The sequence below is a fragment of the Kaistia nematophila genome (assembly GCF_026343855.1).
Lineage (GTDB): Bacteria > Pseudomonadota > Alphaproteobacteria > Rhizobiales > Kaistiaceae > Kaistia > Kaistia nematophila.
Genome location: NZ_JAPKNK010000007.1, coordinates 141,267 through 157,439, shown reverse-complemented (window position 1 = coordinate 157,439; position 16,173 = coordinate 141,267). Strand labels below are relative to the sequence as shown.

The window sequence follows — 16,173 nt, the reverse complement described above, 5'->3', positions numbered from 1 at the left end:
TGAGCCTTCGCAAGCCCTACGCCAAGCCGGCCCTCGTCGCCGGCCCGCTGCTCGGCGCCGTCGCCGCCGTCGTGGTCGGCAGCAATTCGAAGGGATAGCCCCTCCGGCCGCGACCGGAGGGGGACAGCCTACTCCGCCGCGGCGGCTTCCGCCCAGGGCTCCGGCTTTTCCCATTTGAGCTTGGGCGAGCGCGCAGCGCGGGTTTCGTCGAGGCGGCGGCGCGGCGCATAGCGCGGCGCCTGCTCGAAGCGTTCGAGATCGCCCGCCTTCGCCTTCATCACCAGATCCCGCAATGTCGCGATGAAGAGGTCGAGCGAGGCCTTCGATTCCGATTCCGTCGGCTCGATCAGCATCGCGCCATGGACGACGAGCGGGAAATACATCGTCATCGGGTGATAGCCCTCGTCGATCATCGCCTTGGCGAAATCGAGCGTCGAGACGCCAGAGCCCTCCAGGAAGGTGTCGTCGAACAGCACCTCATGCATGCAGGTGCGGTCGCCGGAAGGCTGGCTCATCAGGTCGCGCAGGCCGGCGCGGACATAGTTGGCGTTGAGCACGGCGTCCTCCGACGCCTGCTGCAGCCCGTCCGAGCCGTGCGACAGCATGTAGGACAGCGCCCGCACGAACATGCCCATCTGGCCATGGAAGGCAGTCATGCGGCCGAAGGGGGTTTCGCCCGGCTTGAGCGCCGCTTCGCTCTCGACCAGCACCGGGTCGTTCCCCTCCATGCGAATGAAGGGCAGCGGCGCGAAGGCGGCGAGGCGCTCGGAAAGCACCACCGGCCCAGCGCCCGGGCCGCCGCCGCCATGCGGCGTCGAGAAGGTCTTGTGCAGGTTGATGTGCATGGCATCGACGCCGAGCTCGCCAACCTTGGCCTTGCCGACGATGGCGTTGAAATTGGCGCCGTCGCAGTAGAAATACGCGCCCGCCGCATGGATCGCCGCGGCGATCTCGACGACGTCGCGCTCGAACAGGCCGCAGGTGTTCGGATTCGTCAGCATGATGGCGGCGACGTCGGGCGACAGCAGCGCCTTGACTGCCTCCGGGTCGACCGTTCCGTCAGCCCGCGCCGGGACCGTCACGACCTTGAAGCCGATCAGCGCGGCGGTGGCCGGGTTGGTGCCATGCGCCGATTCCGGTACCAGTACGATGTTGCGCGTCTCGCCCTTGGCAGCGATGGCGGCCTTGATCGCCATCATGCCGCAAAGCTCGCCATGCGCGCCGGCCTTGGGGGACAGGGCGACCGATGTCATGCCGGTCATCTCGAGCAGCCAGCGGCCGAGTTCGGCCATCAGTTCGACCGCGCCACCGACGGTGGAAAGCGGCTGCAGCGGATGCACGTCGCCGATGCCCGGCAGCCGCGCCATCTTCTCGTTGAGACGCGGATTGTGCTTCATCGTGCAGGAGCCGAGCGGATAGAGGCCGCTGTCGATCGAGTAGTTCTTCTGGCTCAGGCGCACATAGTGGCGCATCGTCTCCGGCTCGGAGAGGCCGGGCAGGTCGATCGGCTGCTGGCGGGCGAGCTTGCCGAGGCGCGGCGTGAATTCGGCCGGCTCGTCGAGATCGACGCCGGTGACGTCATCGCGGCCGACCTCGAACAGCAGGGCTTCCTCGATCTGCAGGGCGCGGTTGCCTGTGAAGGTGTCGGGAAGGTCGGAGGTCGCGGCGGTGGCGGCGACGGTCGGGCGGCCCTGGCTGTTCATGCTCATGCGAGCACCTCCGAAAGCGCTGCGACGAAGGCGGCGCGGTCATCATCCGAGTTCACTTCGGTCGAGGCGACGATCAGGAGATCGGCGAGTTCCGCCTTGCCGGGTTCGAGGCGCGAGGCCGGCACGCCGGCGAGCACGCCCTTCGCCACCAGCCTCTCGACGATGTCGGCAGCATTGCCGGGCAGGCGGATCGTGAACTCGTTGAAGAACGAGTCATTCAAGAGGGTTACGCCCGGCAGCGCAGAAAGCGATTCAGCGAGCTTCACCGCATTAGCGTGGTTGATCCGCGCCAGCCGCGCCAGGCCGGTCTGGCCGAGAAGCGTCATATGAATCGTGAATGCCAGCGCGCAAAGCCCTGAATTCGTACAGATATTCGACGTCGCCTTGTCGCGGCGGATGTGCTGCTCGCGGGTGGAAAGCGTCAGCACGAAGCCGCGCCGGCCTTCGGCGTCGACGGTCTCGCCGCAGAGCCGGCCCGGCATCTGGCGGACGAATTTCTGGCGGGTCGCGAACAGCCCGACATAGGGGCCACCGAAGGAGAGCGCATTGCCGATCGACTGGCCTTCGCCGACGACGATGTCGGCGCCCTGGGCACCCGGCGGCTCGATCAGGCCGAGCGAGACGACCTCGGTGAAGACGGCGATCAGCAGCGCGCCGACCTCATGCGCCTTCGCCGCGATCGGAGCGAGATCGATCAGATGGCCATAGACGGAGGGCGACTGCACCACGACGCAGGAAGTCTCGGCATCGATCGAGGCCAGGATATCTTCGGTCGCATCCGGATCGGCCGGCAGCGCCTCGACCGTGTCGCCTGCCATCGGCGACAGCGATTCGACGACGGCGCGATACTGCGGATGCAGGCCACCGGAGAGGACGGCCTTCTTCCGCTTGGTCAGGCGATGCGCCATCAGCACGGCCTCGACCGTCGCGGTCGAGCCGTCATACATCGAGGCGTTCGCCACCTCCATGCCGGTCAGGTGCGCGATCTGCGTCTGGAATTCGAACAGGACCTGCAGCGTGCCCTGCGTGATTTCCGGCTGGTACGGCGTGTAGGAGGTCAGGAACTCCGAACGCTGGATCAGGTGATCGACGGTGGCGGGCACATGATGCTTGTAGGCGCCGGCGCCGACGAAGAACGGCACCGAGGAGGCCGCCACGTTGCGGGCGGAGAGACGGCCGAGCGTGCGTTCGACCGACATCTCGCCGGCGGCCCTGGGCAGGTCCAGGCCGTGGACGCGAAGATCCTTGGGAATGTCGGCGAAGAGATCGTCGATCGAGCCGACGCCGATCGCCGCCAGCATAGCCTGCCGGTCGGCATCGGAATGAGGAAGATAGCGCATGGGACTACCGTTCAGAGTGGATCGGGAGGCGTCAGAGCGTGTCGATGAAGGCCTTGTAGGCCGCCTCGTCGAGCAGGCCGTCGAGTTCGCCGGGCTCCGTCAGCGTCAGCTTCCAGAACCAGCCGTCGCTCTCAGGCGCGTCGTTGATCATGGCCGGCGACTTTTCGAGCGCCGCGTTGACGGCGACGACGACGCCGGAAACCGGCGCGTATACGTCGCTCGCCGCCTTGACGGATTCGACCACGGCCGCGTCGTCGCCCTTGGCGAAGGTCTTTCCGACTTCCGGCAACTCGACATAGACGACGTCGCCCAGTTGCGACTGGGCATAGTCGGTGATGCCGACGAGGGCCTGGTCGCCCTCGAGCCGGATCCATTCATGGTCCTTGGTGAAATAGACGGTCATGATGATTTTCCCTGGAAGCGCCGTTCAGGCTTGTTTGCGGAAATAGCGGTGTGGAACGAAGGGCAAGGCGACGACGGACGCAGCAAGATCCTTGCCGCGCACCAGGAGCGTCACCGGCGTGCCGGGCGCGGCGTGTTCGGCCGCGACATAACCCATGGCGACGGGGCCGCCGGCGGTCGGGCCGAAGCCGCCCGAGGTGACGATGCCGATGGTGGTGCCGGAGGCGTCGCGGATCTCGGTGCCCTCGCGGGCTGGCGCCCTGCCCTCGGGCTTGATGCCGACGCGCAGCCGGGCCGGGCCGGCTGCCAGTTCACCAAGGATGCGGCCGGCGCCAGGAAAACCTCCCTCGGCGCGGCGGCGCTTGGCGAGCGCGAAACCGAGATCGGCCTCGACGGGCGACGTGGCCTCGTCGATGTCATGGCCATAGAGGCAGAGCCCGGCCTCGAGGCGGAGCGAATCGCGCGCGCCGAGGCCGATCGGCTCGACCTCCGGCTCGGCAAGGAGGATGCGGACCAGCGCCTCGGAATCATCCGCCTTGACGGAGATCTCGTAGCCATCCTCGCCGGTATAGCCGGAACGGCTGACATGGCAGTCGATGCCGTCAAAGGCGAGGCGCGCGGCAGTCATGAAGCCCATCGAGGCAGCGTCGGGGCAGTGGCGCGCCAGCACCTCGGCCGCCCTCGGGCCCTGCAGCGCCACCAGCGCCAGATCCTCGGCCGGTTCCAGCACGACGCCCTCGGGCAGGTTGGCGGCGATATGGGCGTAATCGATCGCCTTGCGGCCGGCGTTGACGACCAGCGTCAGCGTGCCGTCCTCGTTCGGATCGGCGGAGCGCGTCACCATCAGGTCGTCGATGATGCCGCCTTCCGGCGTCGTCAGAAGCGTGTAGCGGATGCGGCCCGGCGCCAGCGCTTGGAAATCGCCCGGCGTCAGCGCCTCGAGCGCGCGGGCCGTGGTGGCGTGGTCGGGGCCGACCAGGAAGGCCTGTCCCATGTGGGAGACGTCGAACAGGCCGGCGCTCTCACGCGTCCAGTTGTGTTCGGCCAGAATTCCCTTGGGGTATTGCACCGGCATGGAATAGCCGGCGAACGGCACCATGCGGGCGCCTAGCTCGCGATGGAGGTCGGCAAGCGGCGTCTCGAGATCGGCCGAATGAGCCATGCATCAGAATCCTCGACAGGGTCCAAATGGCACGGGCAGGCCCAATCCGGCCTGTTCCGCGCCCCCTCTGTCTGAGAACCTGAGAGATTTCCCGCCCCGCCATGCGGCGAACGCGGCTACTCCTTCGGTGAGCCTTCGCCGCATGCGGCAAGGGCTGCTTTCCAGAGCGTCGCCGACCGTCCGGTCCGTTGGCCTGAGAGTTTCCGGGGCGGTTGCTCCTTCGGCGCCGACGAGGCTCTCACCCCTTCGGTCTCTCCCGGCGGTCGTTCAGCCGGCGACCAGGGCCGCCGACTCGGCTGGATCGCGACACGGATCCAGCTTGTCTCGTTAGTGGCGGATCACGGGCATCCCTGTCAATCGGAATGCCCGCGCCATGACGAATTCGCCCGTGCTATCAGCCGCGGCCCTTGCCGGCCGCCTTGTCATCGAAGCCGACATAGATGCGGAAGTCAGTATTGCCTTCGCTGAGCGGCACGACGATCGAATCATCGATCTTGGTAAAGTCGGCCGCATAGCTCGGGGCCGCCAGCGAGACGGGGATCCGGGCCAGGTCGGACTTCAGGACCTTGTCGCGGCCTTCCATGACGACGATGCGCAGCGGCACGTTGACGGTCTGCGCCTTGCCGGCCGGCCCGGCGGCGACGCGCCCCTTGACGCCGAGCTTCACCACGACGCCGCCATTCGGCGACTTGAAGCACTCGCGCGCCGTGTCGTTGATCGTCGCCTGGTAGACGACCGGCGGACCAGCGCCGGTCAGCGGATCCGGCTTGCCGTTGGCGATCACCTTCAATTCTTCCGTGCCGGGACGGATCGCCACCGGCGGGCAGTCAACCGCGAAGCCGAAATTCTCGGCGTTGACGATCGTGGCGTTCTGCAGATTTTTGTTCGGCGCGCCGAAAAGGGCGTTGTTGACGACGTTGCCGCCGCCGGAAGAACCGTCGCTCACGCTGGAGCAGGCGGAAACCAGACCGGCCAGGGCTACGGCCGACGCGAGTGTCAGAAGGCGGCGCGACCCGGCCGGGCCACCAAAAGAAGAACCATGCATCCCAATAATCCTCGACGCTGATGCGCGACGTCTATAACAGTCCGATTGATCTTTGGCGACTGAGTGGCCGACCGCCCGCCGCACCTTGCCCGCCGCATCACGCGACGATAGGGTTGCAACAAAGAGCGGCTGGCTACAAGTCTCGCCGCATGTGGAGGCGTTTCTTCCGTGAAATATGTGAGCACGCGCGGTCTAGCCCCCGCGCTCGGCTTCTCCGACGTTCTTCTGGCAGGGCTCGCACGCGATGGCGGCCTGTATGTCCCCGAGACATGGCCGGCATTTTCCTCCGAGAGCTTCGCGCGCCTGGCCGGGCGCCCCTATCCTGAGATCGCCTATGCGGTGATTCATCCCTTCGTCGCCGGCGAGATCGCCGATGCGGACCTCGCGCGCATGTGCGCCGAGGCCTACGCGACCTTCCGTCATCCGGCCATCGCGCCGCTGGTGCAGACGGGCCCGAACAGCTTCATCCTCGAGCTCTTCCACGGCCCGACGCTCGCCTTCAAGGACGTGGCGATGCAGTTGCTGGCGCGGCTGATGGATCATGTCCTGGCTGAGCGCGGCCGTCGCGCCACCATCGTCGGCGCGACGTCGGGCGATACGGGCGGCGCCGCGATCGAGGCGTTCCGCGGCCGGGCCGCCACCGACATCTTCATCCTGTTCCCGCATGGCCGCGTCTCCCCGGTGCAGCAGCGCCAGATGACGACGGTGCACGACGCCAACGTCCACGCCATCGCGCTCGAAGGCACGTTCGACGACTGCCAGGCGATCGTGAAGGGCCTGTTCAACGACCACGGATTCCGTGATCGTGTCTCGCTCTCCGGCGTCAATTCGATCAACTGGGGCCGCATCGTCGCGCAGGTGGTCTATTACGTCACCGCCGCGCTTTCGCTCGGCGCGCCGGCACGCTCGGTTTCCTTCACCGTGCCGACCGGCAATTTCGGCGATGTCTTCGCCGGCTATGTCGCGAAGAAGATCGGCTTGCCGGTCGACCGGCTGGTGATCGCCACCAACACCAACGACATCCTGGCGCGCACGCTCGAAAGTGGCCGCTATGAGATGACGGGCGTTGTGCCGACGCAGTCACCCTCGATGGACATCCAGATCTCGTCCAACTTCGAGCGGCTCTTGTTCGAGGCGGCCGGCCGCGACGGCGACGCCGTCCGTCGCCTGATGGACGGCCTCGGCCAGTCCGGCGCGTTCACCCTGCCCGAATCGGCGCTCGCGGGCATCCGCGGTGAATTCGCCGCCGGCCGCACCAGCGAAGCCGAGACCGAGACGACGATGCGCGACACGCTGGCGGCCGCCGGCTATCTCGCCGACCCGCACACCGCCGTGGCGCTTTCGGTCGCCGCGCGCCAGCCCGAGACCGGCTCGCCGATGGTGACGCTCTCGACGGCGCATCCGGCGAAGTTCCCGGCCGCGGTCGAGGCAGCCACCGGCATCCATCCCGCCCTGCCCCTCTGGCTCGGCGACCTCATGCAGCGGGAAGAGCGCTTTACCGTTCTTCCCAACGATATCGGTGCCATCGCCCGCTTCGTCGAAGCCCGGGCCCGCGCCATCCACGAAAAGGTGTGAAGCATGGCTCCTGAAGCATTCCTCATGCCGGTGATCCGCGCATGACCGTACAGGTGACGAAACTCAAGTCGGGGCTCACCGTTGCGACCCACGACATGAATCACCTGGAAAGCGCAGCGCTCGGCGTGTGGGTCGGCGCCGGCTCGAGACGGGAAGATACTTCGGAGCACGGCATCTCCCACCTGCTCGAGCACATGGCCTTCAAGGGCACGCGCAAGCGCTCTGCCACCGACATCGCCGAGGAGATCGAGGCGGTCGGCGGCGAGCTCAACGCGGCGACGAGCGTCGAGACCACCTCCTACTATGCGCGCATCCTGAAGCCGGATGCGGAGCTCGCCGTCGACATCCTGAGCGACATCCTCTGCAACTCGGCCTTCGACGCCGACGAGCTGAAGCGCGAGCAGCACGTCATCGTGCAGGAGATCGGCGCCTCGCTCGATACGCCGGAGGATCGCGTTTTCGACTTCTTCGTCGAGAGCGCCTATCCGAACCAGCCGATCGGCCGCACCATCCTCGGCACAGAGGAGACGGTGCGCCGCACCAATTCGAGCGACCTCTCTTCCTATCTCGACCGCCACTACCACGGCCCCAACATGGTGCTGGCGGCGGCCGGCAACGTCGATCACGACGCGCTGGTCAAGCTCGCGGAAGATCGATTCGCGAGCCTGCCCTCGGCCGAGCTCGACGCCGGCGAGCCGGCGCATTACCGCGGCGGCGAGATGCGCGAGACGCGCGACCTCATGGAAGCGCAGATCCTGCTCGGCTTCGAGGGCATGCCCTACAAGTCCGACGACTTCCACGCGGTGCAGATCCTCGCCTCGATGCTCGGCGGCGGCATGTCCTCGCGGCTGTTCCAGGAAGTGCGCGAGAAGCGCGGCCTCTGCTATTCGATCTACGCCTTCCACTGGAGCTTCGCGGATACCGGCCTGTTCGGCATCCATGCCGCGACCGGCGGCGACGATATCGAGGAACTGATGCCGGTGCTGCTCGGCGAGCTGGAGCGCGCCAGCCTCGACATCACCGAGGCCGAGCTCGGCCGCGCCCGCGCACAGATGCGCGCCAGCCTGCTGATGAGCCTGGAGAGCCCGGCTGCCCGCGCCGGCCAGGTCGCACGGCAGTTGCTGCTGTTCGGCCGCCCCATTCCGGTTGAGGAAATCGTCGCCCGCATCGACGACGTCTCGATTTCGCGCGTACGCGACCTCGCGCATCGCATCTTCACCGGCAGCCCGCCGACGGTGGCCGCGATCGGCCCCATCGACAAGCTCGTGAACCATGGCAAGATCGCCGAACGGCTGGGATCGCCGATCGTCGTCTGAAGCAAGTTCCTGGCGATCGCGGCGGCCCGGCATCACCGGCCGCCGGGACCGTGACTACGAGGACCATGACCGATCCCTCGGGGCCGGTCGTTCTGGCGAGCAACGCGGAGCGGGGGCCCGGCGCGGCAAATGGAGTTCTTGCGGTCCGTCGTGCCATTCCACCCCATGCCGGTGCTCGCCACCGACAGGGTGATCCTGCGCGCCCCGGCCATGTCCGATTTCGCCGCCTGGTCCAGCCTTCGCGAACAGAGCCGCAGTTTCCTGACGCCCTGGGAGCCTCTCTGGCCGGTCGACGACCTGACCCGCGGCGCCTTCCGCCGGCGGATGCGGCGCTATCACAGCGAGATGCGCGCCAACACCGGCTATCCCTTCCTCGTCTTCACGACGGACGGAATGCAGCTCGTCGGCGGGCTGACGCTTTCCCATGTCGTGCGCGGCGTCACGCAAAGCTGCTCGCTCGGCTACTGGATGGGCGCGCCCTACGCCGGCAAGGGGCTGATGACGGCCGCCGTCCGGACCGTGATCCCCTTCGTTTTCGACACGCTGCGCCTGCACAGGCTGGAGGCCGCATGCCTCCCCCACAACGCGGCATCCATCCGTCTTCTCGAAAAAGCCGGATTCACCCGCGAAGGCTACGCTCGTCGCTATCTCTGCATCGAGGGCCGGTGGCAGGACCACCTTCTCTACGCGATCGTCAGCGATGATCCACGACCTTGAGACGCCGTGCTCCGTCGGGCTCCGCCTGACTGGGCGAAAGGAACTGTTGCCAGCTTGTCACGCAGCCGAAATTTCCTTGTGCTGCTACGACCCGGATAGTACTTCTCGACGGCCTTCGGGCCTTGGAGGTTTGTTTGTTGCTTAACCGCTTCGTCGCCGCGGTCCTTTTTGTCCTGTTCGCGGTCGTCGGCACTGCCACGCACGTGCAGGCGCTCGACGCCGTCAACGTTCCGCTCGACGGGACGACGCTCGACCTGACCAAGGCCGTCGAACGCGCTTCGCGCGATCCGTCCGATCGCGTCCAGGTCTCGACCGCGCCCGGCGCCGACGGCATCGTCCGCCGCATCGAGGTTCGCTCCAACGAAGCCGGCGGCACCTCCTACTGGGTTTCCTTCGCGCTGGCGAACAATGGCGACGAGCAGATCGACCGCCTCCTGGTGGCGCCGCATTTCCGTCTCGCCAATTCCGGCCTGCTGATCCCCGACCTCGGCGCCTCGCGCATCGCCACCGTCACGCCGAGCCAGGGTTTCGCGCCGGAGCGGCAGGCAAGCCAGGAAGCCGACGTCTTCCGCGTCACGCTCGATCCCGGCGCCGTGGTCACCTTCGTGGCCGAGCTGCGCACACCCGTGCTGCCGCAGCTCTATCTCTGGGATCCCGACAACTACAAGGACGCGATCAACAGCTACACGCTGTATCACGGCATCGTCCTCGGCATTTCCGGACTACTTGCGCTGTTCCTGACCATCGTGTTCGTCGTCAAGGGAACCGCGATGTTCCCGGCGACCGCCGGCCTCGCCTGGTCGGTGCTGATCTATCTCGCCATCGATTTCGGCTTCTGGAACAAGGTCATCCAGATCGCGCCCGGCGACGACAAGATGTGGCGCGCCTTCGCCGAGGTGCTGCTGTCGGCGACGCTGCTGATCTTCACCTACACCTATCTGAACCTGAACCGCTGGCACGCCCGCTACAGCCACGCGACAATCGCCTGGCTGGTCGGCCTGCTGATCCTGCTCGGCGTCGCCGTGTTCGAGCCCGGCATTGCCGCCGGCGTCGCGCGCTTCTCCTTCGGCCTCACCGTCACGCTCGGCTTCGTCGTCATCATCTACCTGGCGATGCACCACTACGACCGCGCCATCATGCTGATCCCGACCTGGGTGCTGCTGATGGTCTGGATCCTCGGCGCCTATCTGACGGTGACCGGCAACCTCGCCAACGACGTGATCCAGCCGGCGCTGAATGGCGGCCTCGTGCTGATCGTGCTGCTGATCGGCTTCACGGTGATGCAGCACGCCTTTGCCGGCGGCGCGATCGCCCAGGGCGCGATCGGCGAGACCGAGCGCCGCGCGCTGGCGCTGACCGGCGCAGGCGACATCGTCTGGGACTGGGACGTCGCGCGCGACCGCATCTATACCGGCTCCGACGCCGAGGACCTGCTCGGCCTCAAGCACGGCACGCTGGAAGGCCCGGCCCGCGACTGGCTCGACGTGCTGCACCCCGCCGACCGAGACCGCTTCAAGGCGACGCTGGACGCCGTCATCGAGCAGCGCCGCGGCCGCATCGCGCAGGATTTCCGCCTCCGCGCCGAGGACGGCCACTATCGCTGGTTCCACCTGCGCGCCCGCCCGGTGCTGGGCTCGGACGGCGAAGTGACGCGCTGCGTCGGCACGCTCGCCGACGTCACCGAGGAGCGCACGGCGGAGGAACGGCTGCTGCACGACGCCGTGCATGACAACCTGACCGGCCTGCCGAACCGCGAGCTGTTCATGGACCGCCTGGCCTCGGCCGTGACACGCACCCAGGCCGAGGGCGCCGCCCGCCCGTCCGTGTTCGTGCTCGACATCGACCGCTTCAAGCAGGTCAATGACGGCTTCGGCCTCTCGGTCGGCGACTCGATCCTGCTGACCATCGCCCGCCGCCTCACTCGCCTCCTCAAGCCGCAGGATACGCTGGCGCGCATCGCAGGCGACCAGTTCGCCTTCCTGCTAATCTCGGAAAGCGAGCCCGAGCGCATCGCCGGTTTCGCCGATTCCGTCCGCCGCACGCTGCGCGCGCCGATCTCGTTCGGCGACAAGGAGATCTTCCTGACCGCGTCGATCGGCATCGCCATGCACGACAGCAAGCAGAGCGAGGCGTCCGAGATCGTCAAGGATGCCGAGATCGGCATGTACTACGCAAAGCGGCTCGGCGGCGACCGCATCGAGGCGTTCCGGCCGGCGCTGCGCCAGCATGGCGCCGACACGCTGACGCTCGAAGCGGATCTGCGCCGCGCCATCGGCCGCGAGGAGATCAAGGTTCTCTACCAGCCGATCGTGCGGCTGGAAGACCGGACGATCGCCGGCTTCGAGGCGCTCGTGCGCTGGGACCATCCGCAGCACGGCCGCATCCCGCCGGCGGAGTTCATCCCGCTCGCCGAACGCAACGGGTTAATCATTCCGCTCGGCCTGTTCGTGCTCGAACGCGCCGCCAAGCAGCTTTCCGACTGGCAGGAACAGCTCGGCCGCGACGTGCCGCTGTTCGTCTCCGTCAACATCTCCAGCCGCCAGCTGCTCCGCCACGACCTGATCAGCGACGTGAAGTCGGTGCTGTCGCGCTCGGCCGTCACGCGCGGTTCGCTCAAGCTCGAGCTGACCGAGAGCCTGGTGATGGAGAACCCGGAATATGCGGCGCAGGTGCTGACCCGCGTCCGCGAGCTCGGCGCCGGTCTGTCGCTCGACGATTTCGGCACCGGCTATTCGTCGCTCTCCTATCTGCAGCGCTTCCCGTTCGAGACGCTGAAGATCGACCAGAGCTTCGTCCGTGGCCCCTCCGCCAAGCAGAAGCGCGTGATCCTGCGCGCCATCATCGGCCTGGCGCACGAACTCGGCATGGATGTCGTCGCCGAAGGCGCGGAGACGGAGGATGACGCGCTCGACCTCTACGATCTCGGCTGCGAGTTCGCGCAGGGCTTCCTGTTCGGCCAGCCGATGACGGCGCCGGAAGCCGGCAAGCTGATCTTCCGCGAAGAAGAGGCGATGATCGCCTAAGGGGCTGCGCCGGAGGCGGAGCCTCCGGCTACCCGGCGTTCAACCGATGCGGAAGCCGGCGCGCAGGACGCGGCCGGCCTTCTCCCGATCAGGCGACCTGCCGGCATTGCACCGAGGCATAGACGCGGCCCAGCACGCGCTCGCGCAGCCGCATCAGCTCGCCATCCGCGGTGACGCGGGCGAAAAGCTGCTTCTCCTCGCCTTCGAGCTGATCGTGCCGCGACAGGCGCCGTGCGATGGCATCCTCGCCGAGCGGCGACATGCCCTCGAACGAACTGCCGCCGCCCTCGGCCGCCACGCGGTTCAGCGCGCCCTCGTCCGGAACGAGACAGAGGCTCGCGGCGATCTCGGCCCGATAGTCCGGATCCACCACCCAGCGGTCATAATAGATGCCGACATGGCCGTGCAGACGGTCCGTCTCGCCGAGGAATTCGCGCGCATGCATCTTCCAGAGCGCGATCGAGTTCTGGAAGTAGGTGTCCGCCCGCTCGCCGCCATAGAGCAGATGCATGCCGCCCTTCATACGGATGCGGCTGGCGAACATGTTGAGCGGATCGCGAAGCAGCAGGATGTGCCGGCAGCGGCGCGGCCAGGGCGTGAAGATCGGCCGGTCGATCGGCCAATCCTCGAGGCTGATGCAGAGGCCGCGGGCCATCAGCTTCCAGCCTGTCTCGCGCAGCATCCTGCGCTGCTGGCGGCGGGCGCAAAAGCGGGGGAACCAGTGCCAGAAGGCCTTGGTCCCGAACGGGTCGCCGAGCAGCGCCGGAACCTGCTCGCGCTGCAGGATGTCATTCAGGAAAAATGCGGAGTTCGTCAGTCCCGTCCAATTGAGGACGACGTGGTTGCCGCTCCTCCTCATGCCGTGAAACGCCCAGATCTGCATGGAAGCTGCCCCGTGTGGCCGCCCCCTGCCCCATTCCCAAAATGAGGAATATTATTTCATAAGGCTACCAACCTATACACGTTCTCGTGATCGAGCACACGCGACCGGTTTGCAGCCGGATTGCCGTCACGGCGCTTGACAGCGCCCCGCCCCATCCCTCTATTCCCGTCTCATGTCGCGGAACGAAAATGCCATGGCCGACGCCTCCAAGCCCCCGCTCGAAATCCTGCTCTGCGCGCCGCGCGGCTTCTGCGCCGGCGTCGATCGCGCGATCCAGATCGTCGAGCTGGCGCTGCAGCGTTTCGGTGCGCCGGTCTATGTCCGGCACGAAATCGTGCATAACCGCTATGTGGTCGACGGCCTGCGCGAGAAGGGCGCGGTCTTCGTCGAGGAACTGGACGAGATCCCGGACGACGGCCAGCCGGTGGTCTTCTCGGCGCATGGCGTGCCGAAATCCGTGCCGGAGGACGCCCGCGCCCGCGAGATGTTCTTCCTCGACGCCACCTGCCCGCTCGTTTCCAAGGTGCACAAGGAAGCGCAGATCCATTTCAAGCGCGACCGCGAGATCGTCCTGATCGGCCATGCCGGCCATCCCGAGGTGATCGGCACCATGGGCCAGTTGCCGGACGGCAGCGTGACGTTGATCGAGACGGTCGCGGACGCCCGCGCCTTCACGCCCAAGAACCCGGAACAGCTCGCCTTCATCACCCAGACGACGCTCTCGGTCGACGATACCTCGGCGATCGTGAAGGTGCTGACGGAACGCTTCCCGGCGATCACGGCGCCGCACAAGGAAGATATCTGCTACGCGACCACCAACCGGCAGGAAGCGGTCAAGCGCATCGCCGGCGACGTCGACGCGATGATCGTCGTCGGCGCGCCCAACTCGTCGAACTCCCAGCGCCTGCGCGAGGTGGCCGAGCGCGAGGGGTGCGCGGTCTCGGTGCTGATCCAGCGCGCCTCCGACATCGACTGGTCCCAGCTCGGCGACATCCGGCGCGTCGGCGTCACGGCCGGAGCCTCGGCGCCCGAAATCCTGGTCGAAGAGGTGATCGACGCCTTCGCCGCCCGCTACGCCGTCTCGGTCGAGGTGGTGCGCAACGCCGAAGAGACGATCGCCTTCAACCTGCCCCGCGAACTCCGCCTTCCAGCCGCAGAATGAGCATTTCCTGATGGCCGTCTATACCGAGATCGCCGACGACGAACTCGCATGCTTCATCGCGGGCTACGACATCGGCAATGTCGTCTCCCTCAAGGGCATCGCCGAGGGAGTCGAGAATTCGAACTACCTGCTTGTGACGGATGCAGGCCCGCACATCCTCACCCTCTACGAGAAGCGGGTCGATCCGAACGACCTCCCCTTCTTCATCGGCCTGATGGAGCACCTGGCAAGCCGCGGCATCAACTGCCCGCAGCCGGTGCGCAACCGCGAGGGCCAGGCGCTCGGCATGCTGGCCGGACGGCCGGCGGCGATCGTCACCTTCCTGCAGGGCATGTGGGTGCGGCGTCCGCGCGCCGATCATTGCCTCGCCATCGGCGGTGTGCTGGCTGAGCTGCACATCGCCGGCGAAGGCTTCGAGCTGACCCGGCACAATGCGCTGACCGTCGATGGCTGGCGGCCGCTGTTCGACCGCGCCTCGGCGCGCGCCGACGAGGTGATGCCCGGCCTCGCGGACGACATCCGCGCCGAACTCGACCTGCTGGAGAGCACCTGGCCGACCGACCTGCCGCGCGGCGTCATCCACGCCGACCTCTTCCCCGACAACGTCTTCTTCCTGCAGGACGAGCTGTCGGGCGTGATCGACTTCTATTTCGCCTGCAACGACTTCCTCGCCTATGACGTCGCCGTCTGCCTGAATGCCTGGTGCTTCGAGCCGGATGGCTCGCTCAACGTCACCAAGGCGCGCGCGCTGCTCGCCGGCTACCAGAAGGTGCGTCCCTTCACGCCGGCTGAGCTCGCGGCGCTGCCGCTCCTGGCGCGCGGCTCGGCGCTCCGTTTCCTTTTGACCCGTCTCTACGACTGGCTCAACGTACCGCCCGGCGCGCTGGTCGCGCCGAAAGACCCTCTCGAATATCTGCGCAAGCTCCGCTTCCACCGCATGGTGGCGGATGTCAGCGCCTATGGATTGATCCTTTGACCGACGAAAAGCGCATCGCCATCTGGACCGACGGCGCCTGCTCCGGCAATCCCGGACCGGGCGGCTGGGGGGCCGTTCTCATCGCCGGCGAGCATGAGAAGGACCTGAAGGGCGGCGAGGCCGACACCACCAACAACCGCATGGAACTGACGGCGGCGATCGAAGCTCTCGACGCGCTGAAGCGGCCCTCCGTCGTCGACCTGCATACCGACTCCCAATATGTGAAGGGCGGCATCACCGGCTGGATCCATGGCTGGAAGCGCAATGGCTGGAAGACGGCCGACAAGAAGCCGGTGAAGAACGTCGACCTCTGGCAGCGCCTCGATACGGCGCTGCAGCGCCACAAGGTGACCTGGCACTGGGTCAAGGGCCATGCCGGCAACGAGGAAAACGAGCGCGCCGACCAGCTCGCCCGCGAGGGCATGGCGCCCTACAAGGTGAAGAAGAAGAGCTTCACGCCGGGCTGATCGCCCGCTCCCAGAGGCGGCGCACGCCGAAGCGGTCGAACGACGTGTCGTTCGAAATGAGCGCGATGTCCTCGATCAGCGCCTGCGCGATCAGGAGCCTGTCGAACGGATCCGGATGGCCCTCGGCGATCGTCTCGGCGCGGACGGCATGCGCCGTCGTGATCGGCAGGCGCCCGAAGCCGGCAAGGTCGATCTCTTCCTCGACGTGATCGGCAAGCCGCTGCATGGCGGGCAGGATGCCGATGCGGCGCTTTCCCATCAGTTCCAGCACGGAGGCGGCGCTGATCAGGGGATCGTTGCCGGCGTCGGCGATGGCCGCCCGGGCGGCGGGCGCCAGCCGCGGGCTCCCCATCATCCACCAGAACCAGACTTGCGTGTCGAGCAGCAGCCGCATGG

General features: G+C 67.1%; 14 protein-coding genes and 1 riboswitch. Of the genes, 7 read left to right on the top strand and 7 right to left on the bottom strand.

The window, feature by feature from the left end:
* Nucleotides 1-128 precede the first annotated feature (128 nt).
* The 5 genes from gcvPB to OSH07_RS16785 form a co-directional block, all read right to left on the bottom strand.
* Nucleotides 129-1,709 carry an aminomethyl-transferring glycine dehydrogenase subunit GcvPB gene (gene gcvPB / locus OSH07_RS16805; RefSeq protein ID WP_266339832.1) on the bottom strand — a complete coding sequence of 527 codons (1,581 nt, stop codon included), beginning with the start codon at nucleotides 1,707-1,709 and terminating at the stop codon, nucleotides 129-131.
* Entirely contained in the window at nucleotides 1,706-3,049 is a 1,344-nt protein-coding gene (gene gcvPA, locus OSH07_RS16800; protein WP_266339831.1) for an aminomethyl-transferring glycine dehydrogenase subunit GcvPA, read from the bottom strand. The genes gcvPB and gcvPA overlap by 4 nt, the downstream gene beginning before the upstream one ends.
* 31 nt (nucleotides 3,050-3,080) lie before the next feature.
* On the bottom strand, nucleotides 3,081-3,452 hold the full coding sequence (gcvH, locus tag OSH07_RS16795) for a glycine cleavage system protein GcvH (protein ID WP_277614312.1): 372 nt from the start codon (nucleotides 3,450-3,452) through the stop codon (nucleotides 3,081-3,083).
* A 24-nt stretch (nucleotides 3,453-3,476) separates the two neighbouring features.
* The gene (gcvT, locus tag OSH07_RS16790; RefSeq protein ID WP_266339830.1) at nucleotides 3,477-4,613 is read right to left on the bottom strand and encodes a glycine cleavage system aminomethyltransferase GcvT; all 1,137 of its coding nucleotides are present in this window, start codon (nucleotides 4,611-4,613) and stop codon (nucleotides 3,477-3,479) included.
* A 170-nt stretch (nucleotides 4,614-4,783) separates the two neighbouring features.
* Nucleotides 4,784-4,882: riboswitch (glycine riboswitch) on the bottom strand.
* A gap of 125 nt (nucleotides 4,883-5,007) precedes the next feature.
* Nucleotides 5,008-5,559, bottom strand: a complete 552-nt coding sequence (locus OSH07_RS16785) for a hypothetical protein (RefSeq protein WP_266339829.1) — start codon at nucleotides 5,557-5,559, stop codon at nucleotides 5,008-5,010.
* Between the two features lie 267 nt (nucleotides 5,560-5,826).
* Between OSH07_RS16785 and thrC the strand changes: the two genes are divergently transcribed.
* The 4 genes from thrC to OSH07_RS16765 all read left to right on the top strand — a co-directional run bounded on the left by thrC (nucleotide 5,827) and on the right by OSH07_RS16765 (nucleotide 12,289).
* Nucleotides 5,827-7,233: a threonine synthase gene (gene thrC / locus OSH07_RS16780; protein WP_266339828.1), complete on the top strand. Its 1,407-nt coding sequence runs from the start codon at nucleotides 5,827-5,829 to the stop codon at nucleotides 7,231-7,233.
* Nucleotides 7,234-7,274: 41 nt separating this feature from the next.
* Nucleotides 7,275-8,549, top strand: coding sequence for a M16 family metallopeptidase (locus tag OSH07_RS16775; RefSeq protein WP_266339827.1), 1,275 nt, complete (start codon nucleotides 7,275-7,277; stop codon nucleotides 8,547-8,549).
* 129 nt (nucleotides 8,550-8,678) lie between these two features.
* Entirely contained in the window at nucleotides 8,679-9,266 is a 588-nt protein-coding gene (locus tag OSH07_RS16770) for a GNAT family N-acetyltransferase (RefSeq protein ID WP_266339826.1), read from the top strand.
* Between the two features lie 134 nt (nucleotides 9,267-9,400).
* Nucleotides 9,401-12,289 carry an EAL domain-containing protein gene (locus OSH07_RS16765; protein WP_420909644.1) on the top strand — a complete coding sequence of 963 codons (2,889 nt, stop codon included), beginning with the start codon at nucleotides 9,401-9,403 and terminating at the stop codon, nucleotides 12,287-12,289.
* 88 nt (nucleotides 12,290-12,377) lie between these two features.
* Here the strand turns inward: OSH07_RS16765 and OSH07_RS16760 are convergent, their stop codons facing one another.
* Nucleotides 12,378-13,172, bottom strand: coding sequence for a hypothetical protein (locus OSH07_RS16760; protein ID WP_266339825.1), 795 nt, complete (start codon nucleotides 13,170-13,172; stop codon nucleotides 12,378-12,380).
* Nucleotides 13,173-13,365: 193 nt separating this feature from the next.
* Between OSH07_RS16760 and ispH the strand changes: the two genes are divergently transcribed.
* The 3 genes from ispH to rnhA are packed head-to-tail and all read left to right on the top strand — an operon-like array spanning nucleotide 13,366 to nucleotide 15,777.
* Nucleotides 13,366-14,334: a 4-hydroxy-3-methylbut-2-enyl diphosphate reductase gene (ispH, locus tag OSH07_RS16755; protein WP_266339824.1), complete on the top strand. Its 969-nt coding sequence runs from the start codon at nucleotides 13,366-13,368 to the stop codon at nucleotides 14,332-14,334.
* Nucleotides 14,335-14,344: 10 nt separating this feature from the next.
* A complete protein-coding gene (locus OSH07_RS16750; RefSeq protein ID WP_266339823.1) occupies nucleotides 14,345-15,310 on the top strand; it encodes a homoserine kinase in 966 nt (321 codons plus the stop codon).
* Complete coding sequence (gene rnhA, locus OSH07_RS16745) at nucleotides 15,307-15,777, top strand: ribonuclease HI (protein WP_266339822.1); 471 nt, start codon at nucleotides 15,307-15,309, stop codon at nucleotides 15,775-15,777. The genes OSH07_RS16750 and rnhA overlap by 4 nt, the downstream gene beginning before the upstream one ends.
* On the opposite strand, the gene OSH07_RS16740 is transcribed toward rnhA, so the two are convergent.
* Nucleotides 15,764-16,171, bottom strand: coding sequence for a type II toxin-antitoxin system VapC family toxin (locus OSH07_RS16740; RefSeq protein WP_266339821.1), 408 nt, complete (start codon nucleotides 16,169-16,171; stop codon nucleotides 15,764-15,766). The genes rnhA and OSH07_RS16740 overlap by 14 nt on opposite strands.
* Nucleotides 16,172-16,173: the final 2 nt, after the last annotated feature.

Excerpts from the sequence above, each read along its gene's own strand:
- OSH07_RS16760 (WP_266339825.1), bottom strand. The coding sequence starts at position 13,172 with ATGCAGATCTGGGCGTTTCACGGCATGAGGAGGAGCGGCAACCACGTC.
- OSH07_RS16775 (WP_266339827.1), top strand. The coding sequence starts at position 7,275 with ATGACCGTACAGGTGACGAAACTCAAGTCGGGGCTCACCGTTGCGACC.
- gcvPA (WP_266339831.1), bottom strand. The coding sequence starts at position 3,049 with ATGCGCTATCTTCCTCATTCCGATGCCGACCGGCAGGCTATGCTGGCG.
- gcvH (WP_277614312.1), bottom strand. The coding sequence starts at position 3,452 with ATGACCGTCTATTTCACCAAGGACCATGAATGGATCCGGCTCGAGGGC.
- gcvT (WP_266339830.1), bottom strand. The coding sequence starts at position 4,613 with ATGGCTCATTCGGCCGATCTCGAGACGCCGCTTGCCGACCTCCATCGC.
- OSH07_RS16770 (WP_266339826.1), top strand. The coding sequence starts at position 8,679 with ATGGAGTTCTTGCGGTCCGTCGTGCCATTCCACCCCATGCCGGTGCTC.
- gcvPB (WP_266339832.1), bottom strand. The coding sequence starts at position 1,709 with ATGAGCATGAACAGCCAGGGCCGCCCGACCGTCGCCGCCACCGCCGCG.
- ispH (WP_266339824.1), top strand. The coding sequence starts at position 13,366 with ATGGCCGACGCCTCCAAGCCCCCGCTCGAAATCCTGCTCTGCGCGCCG.
- OSH07_RS16750 (WP_266339823.1), top strand. The coding sequence starts at position 14,345 with ATGGCCGTCTATACCGAGATCGCCGACGACGAACTCGCATGCTTCATC.
- OSH07_RS16740 (WP_266339821.1), bottom strand. The coding sequence starts at position 16,171 with ATGCGGCTGCTGCTCGACACGCAAGTCTGGTTCTGGTGGATGATGGGG.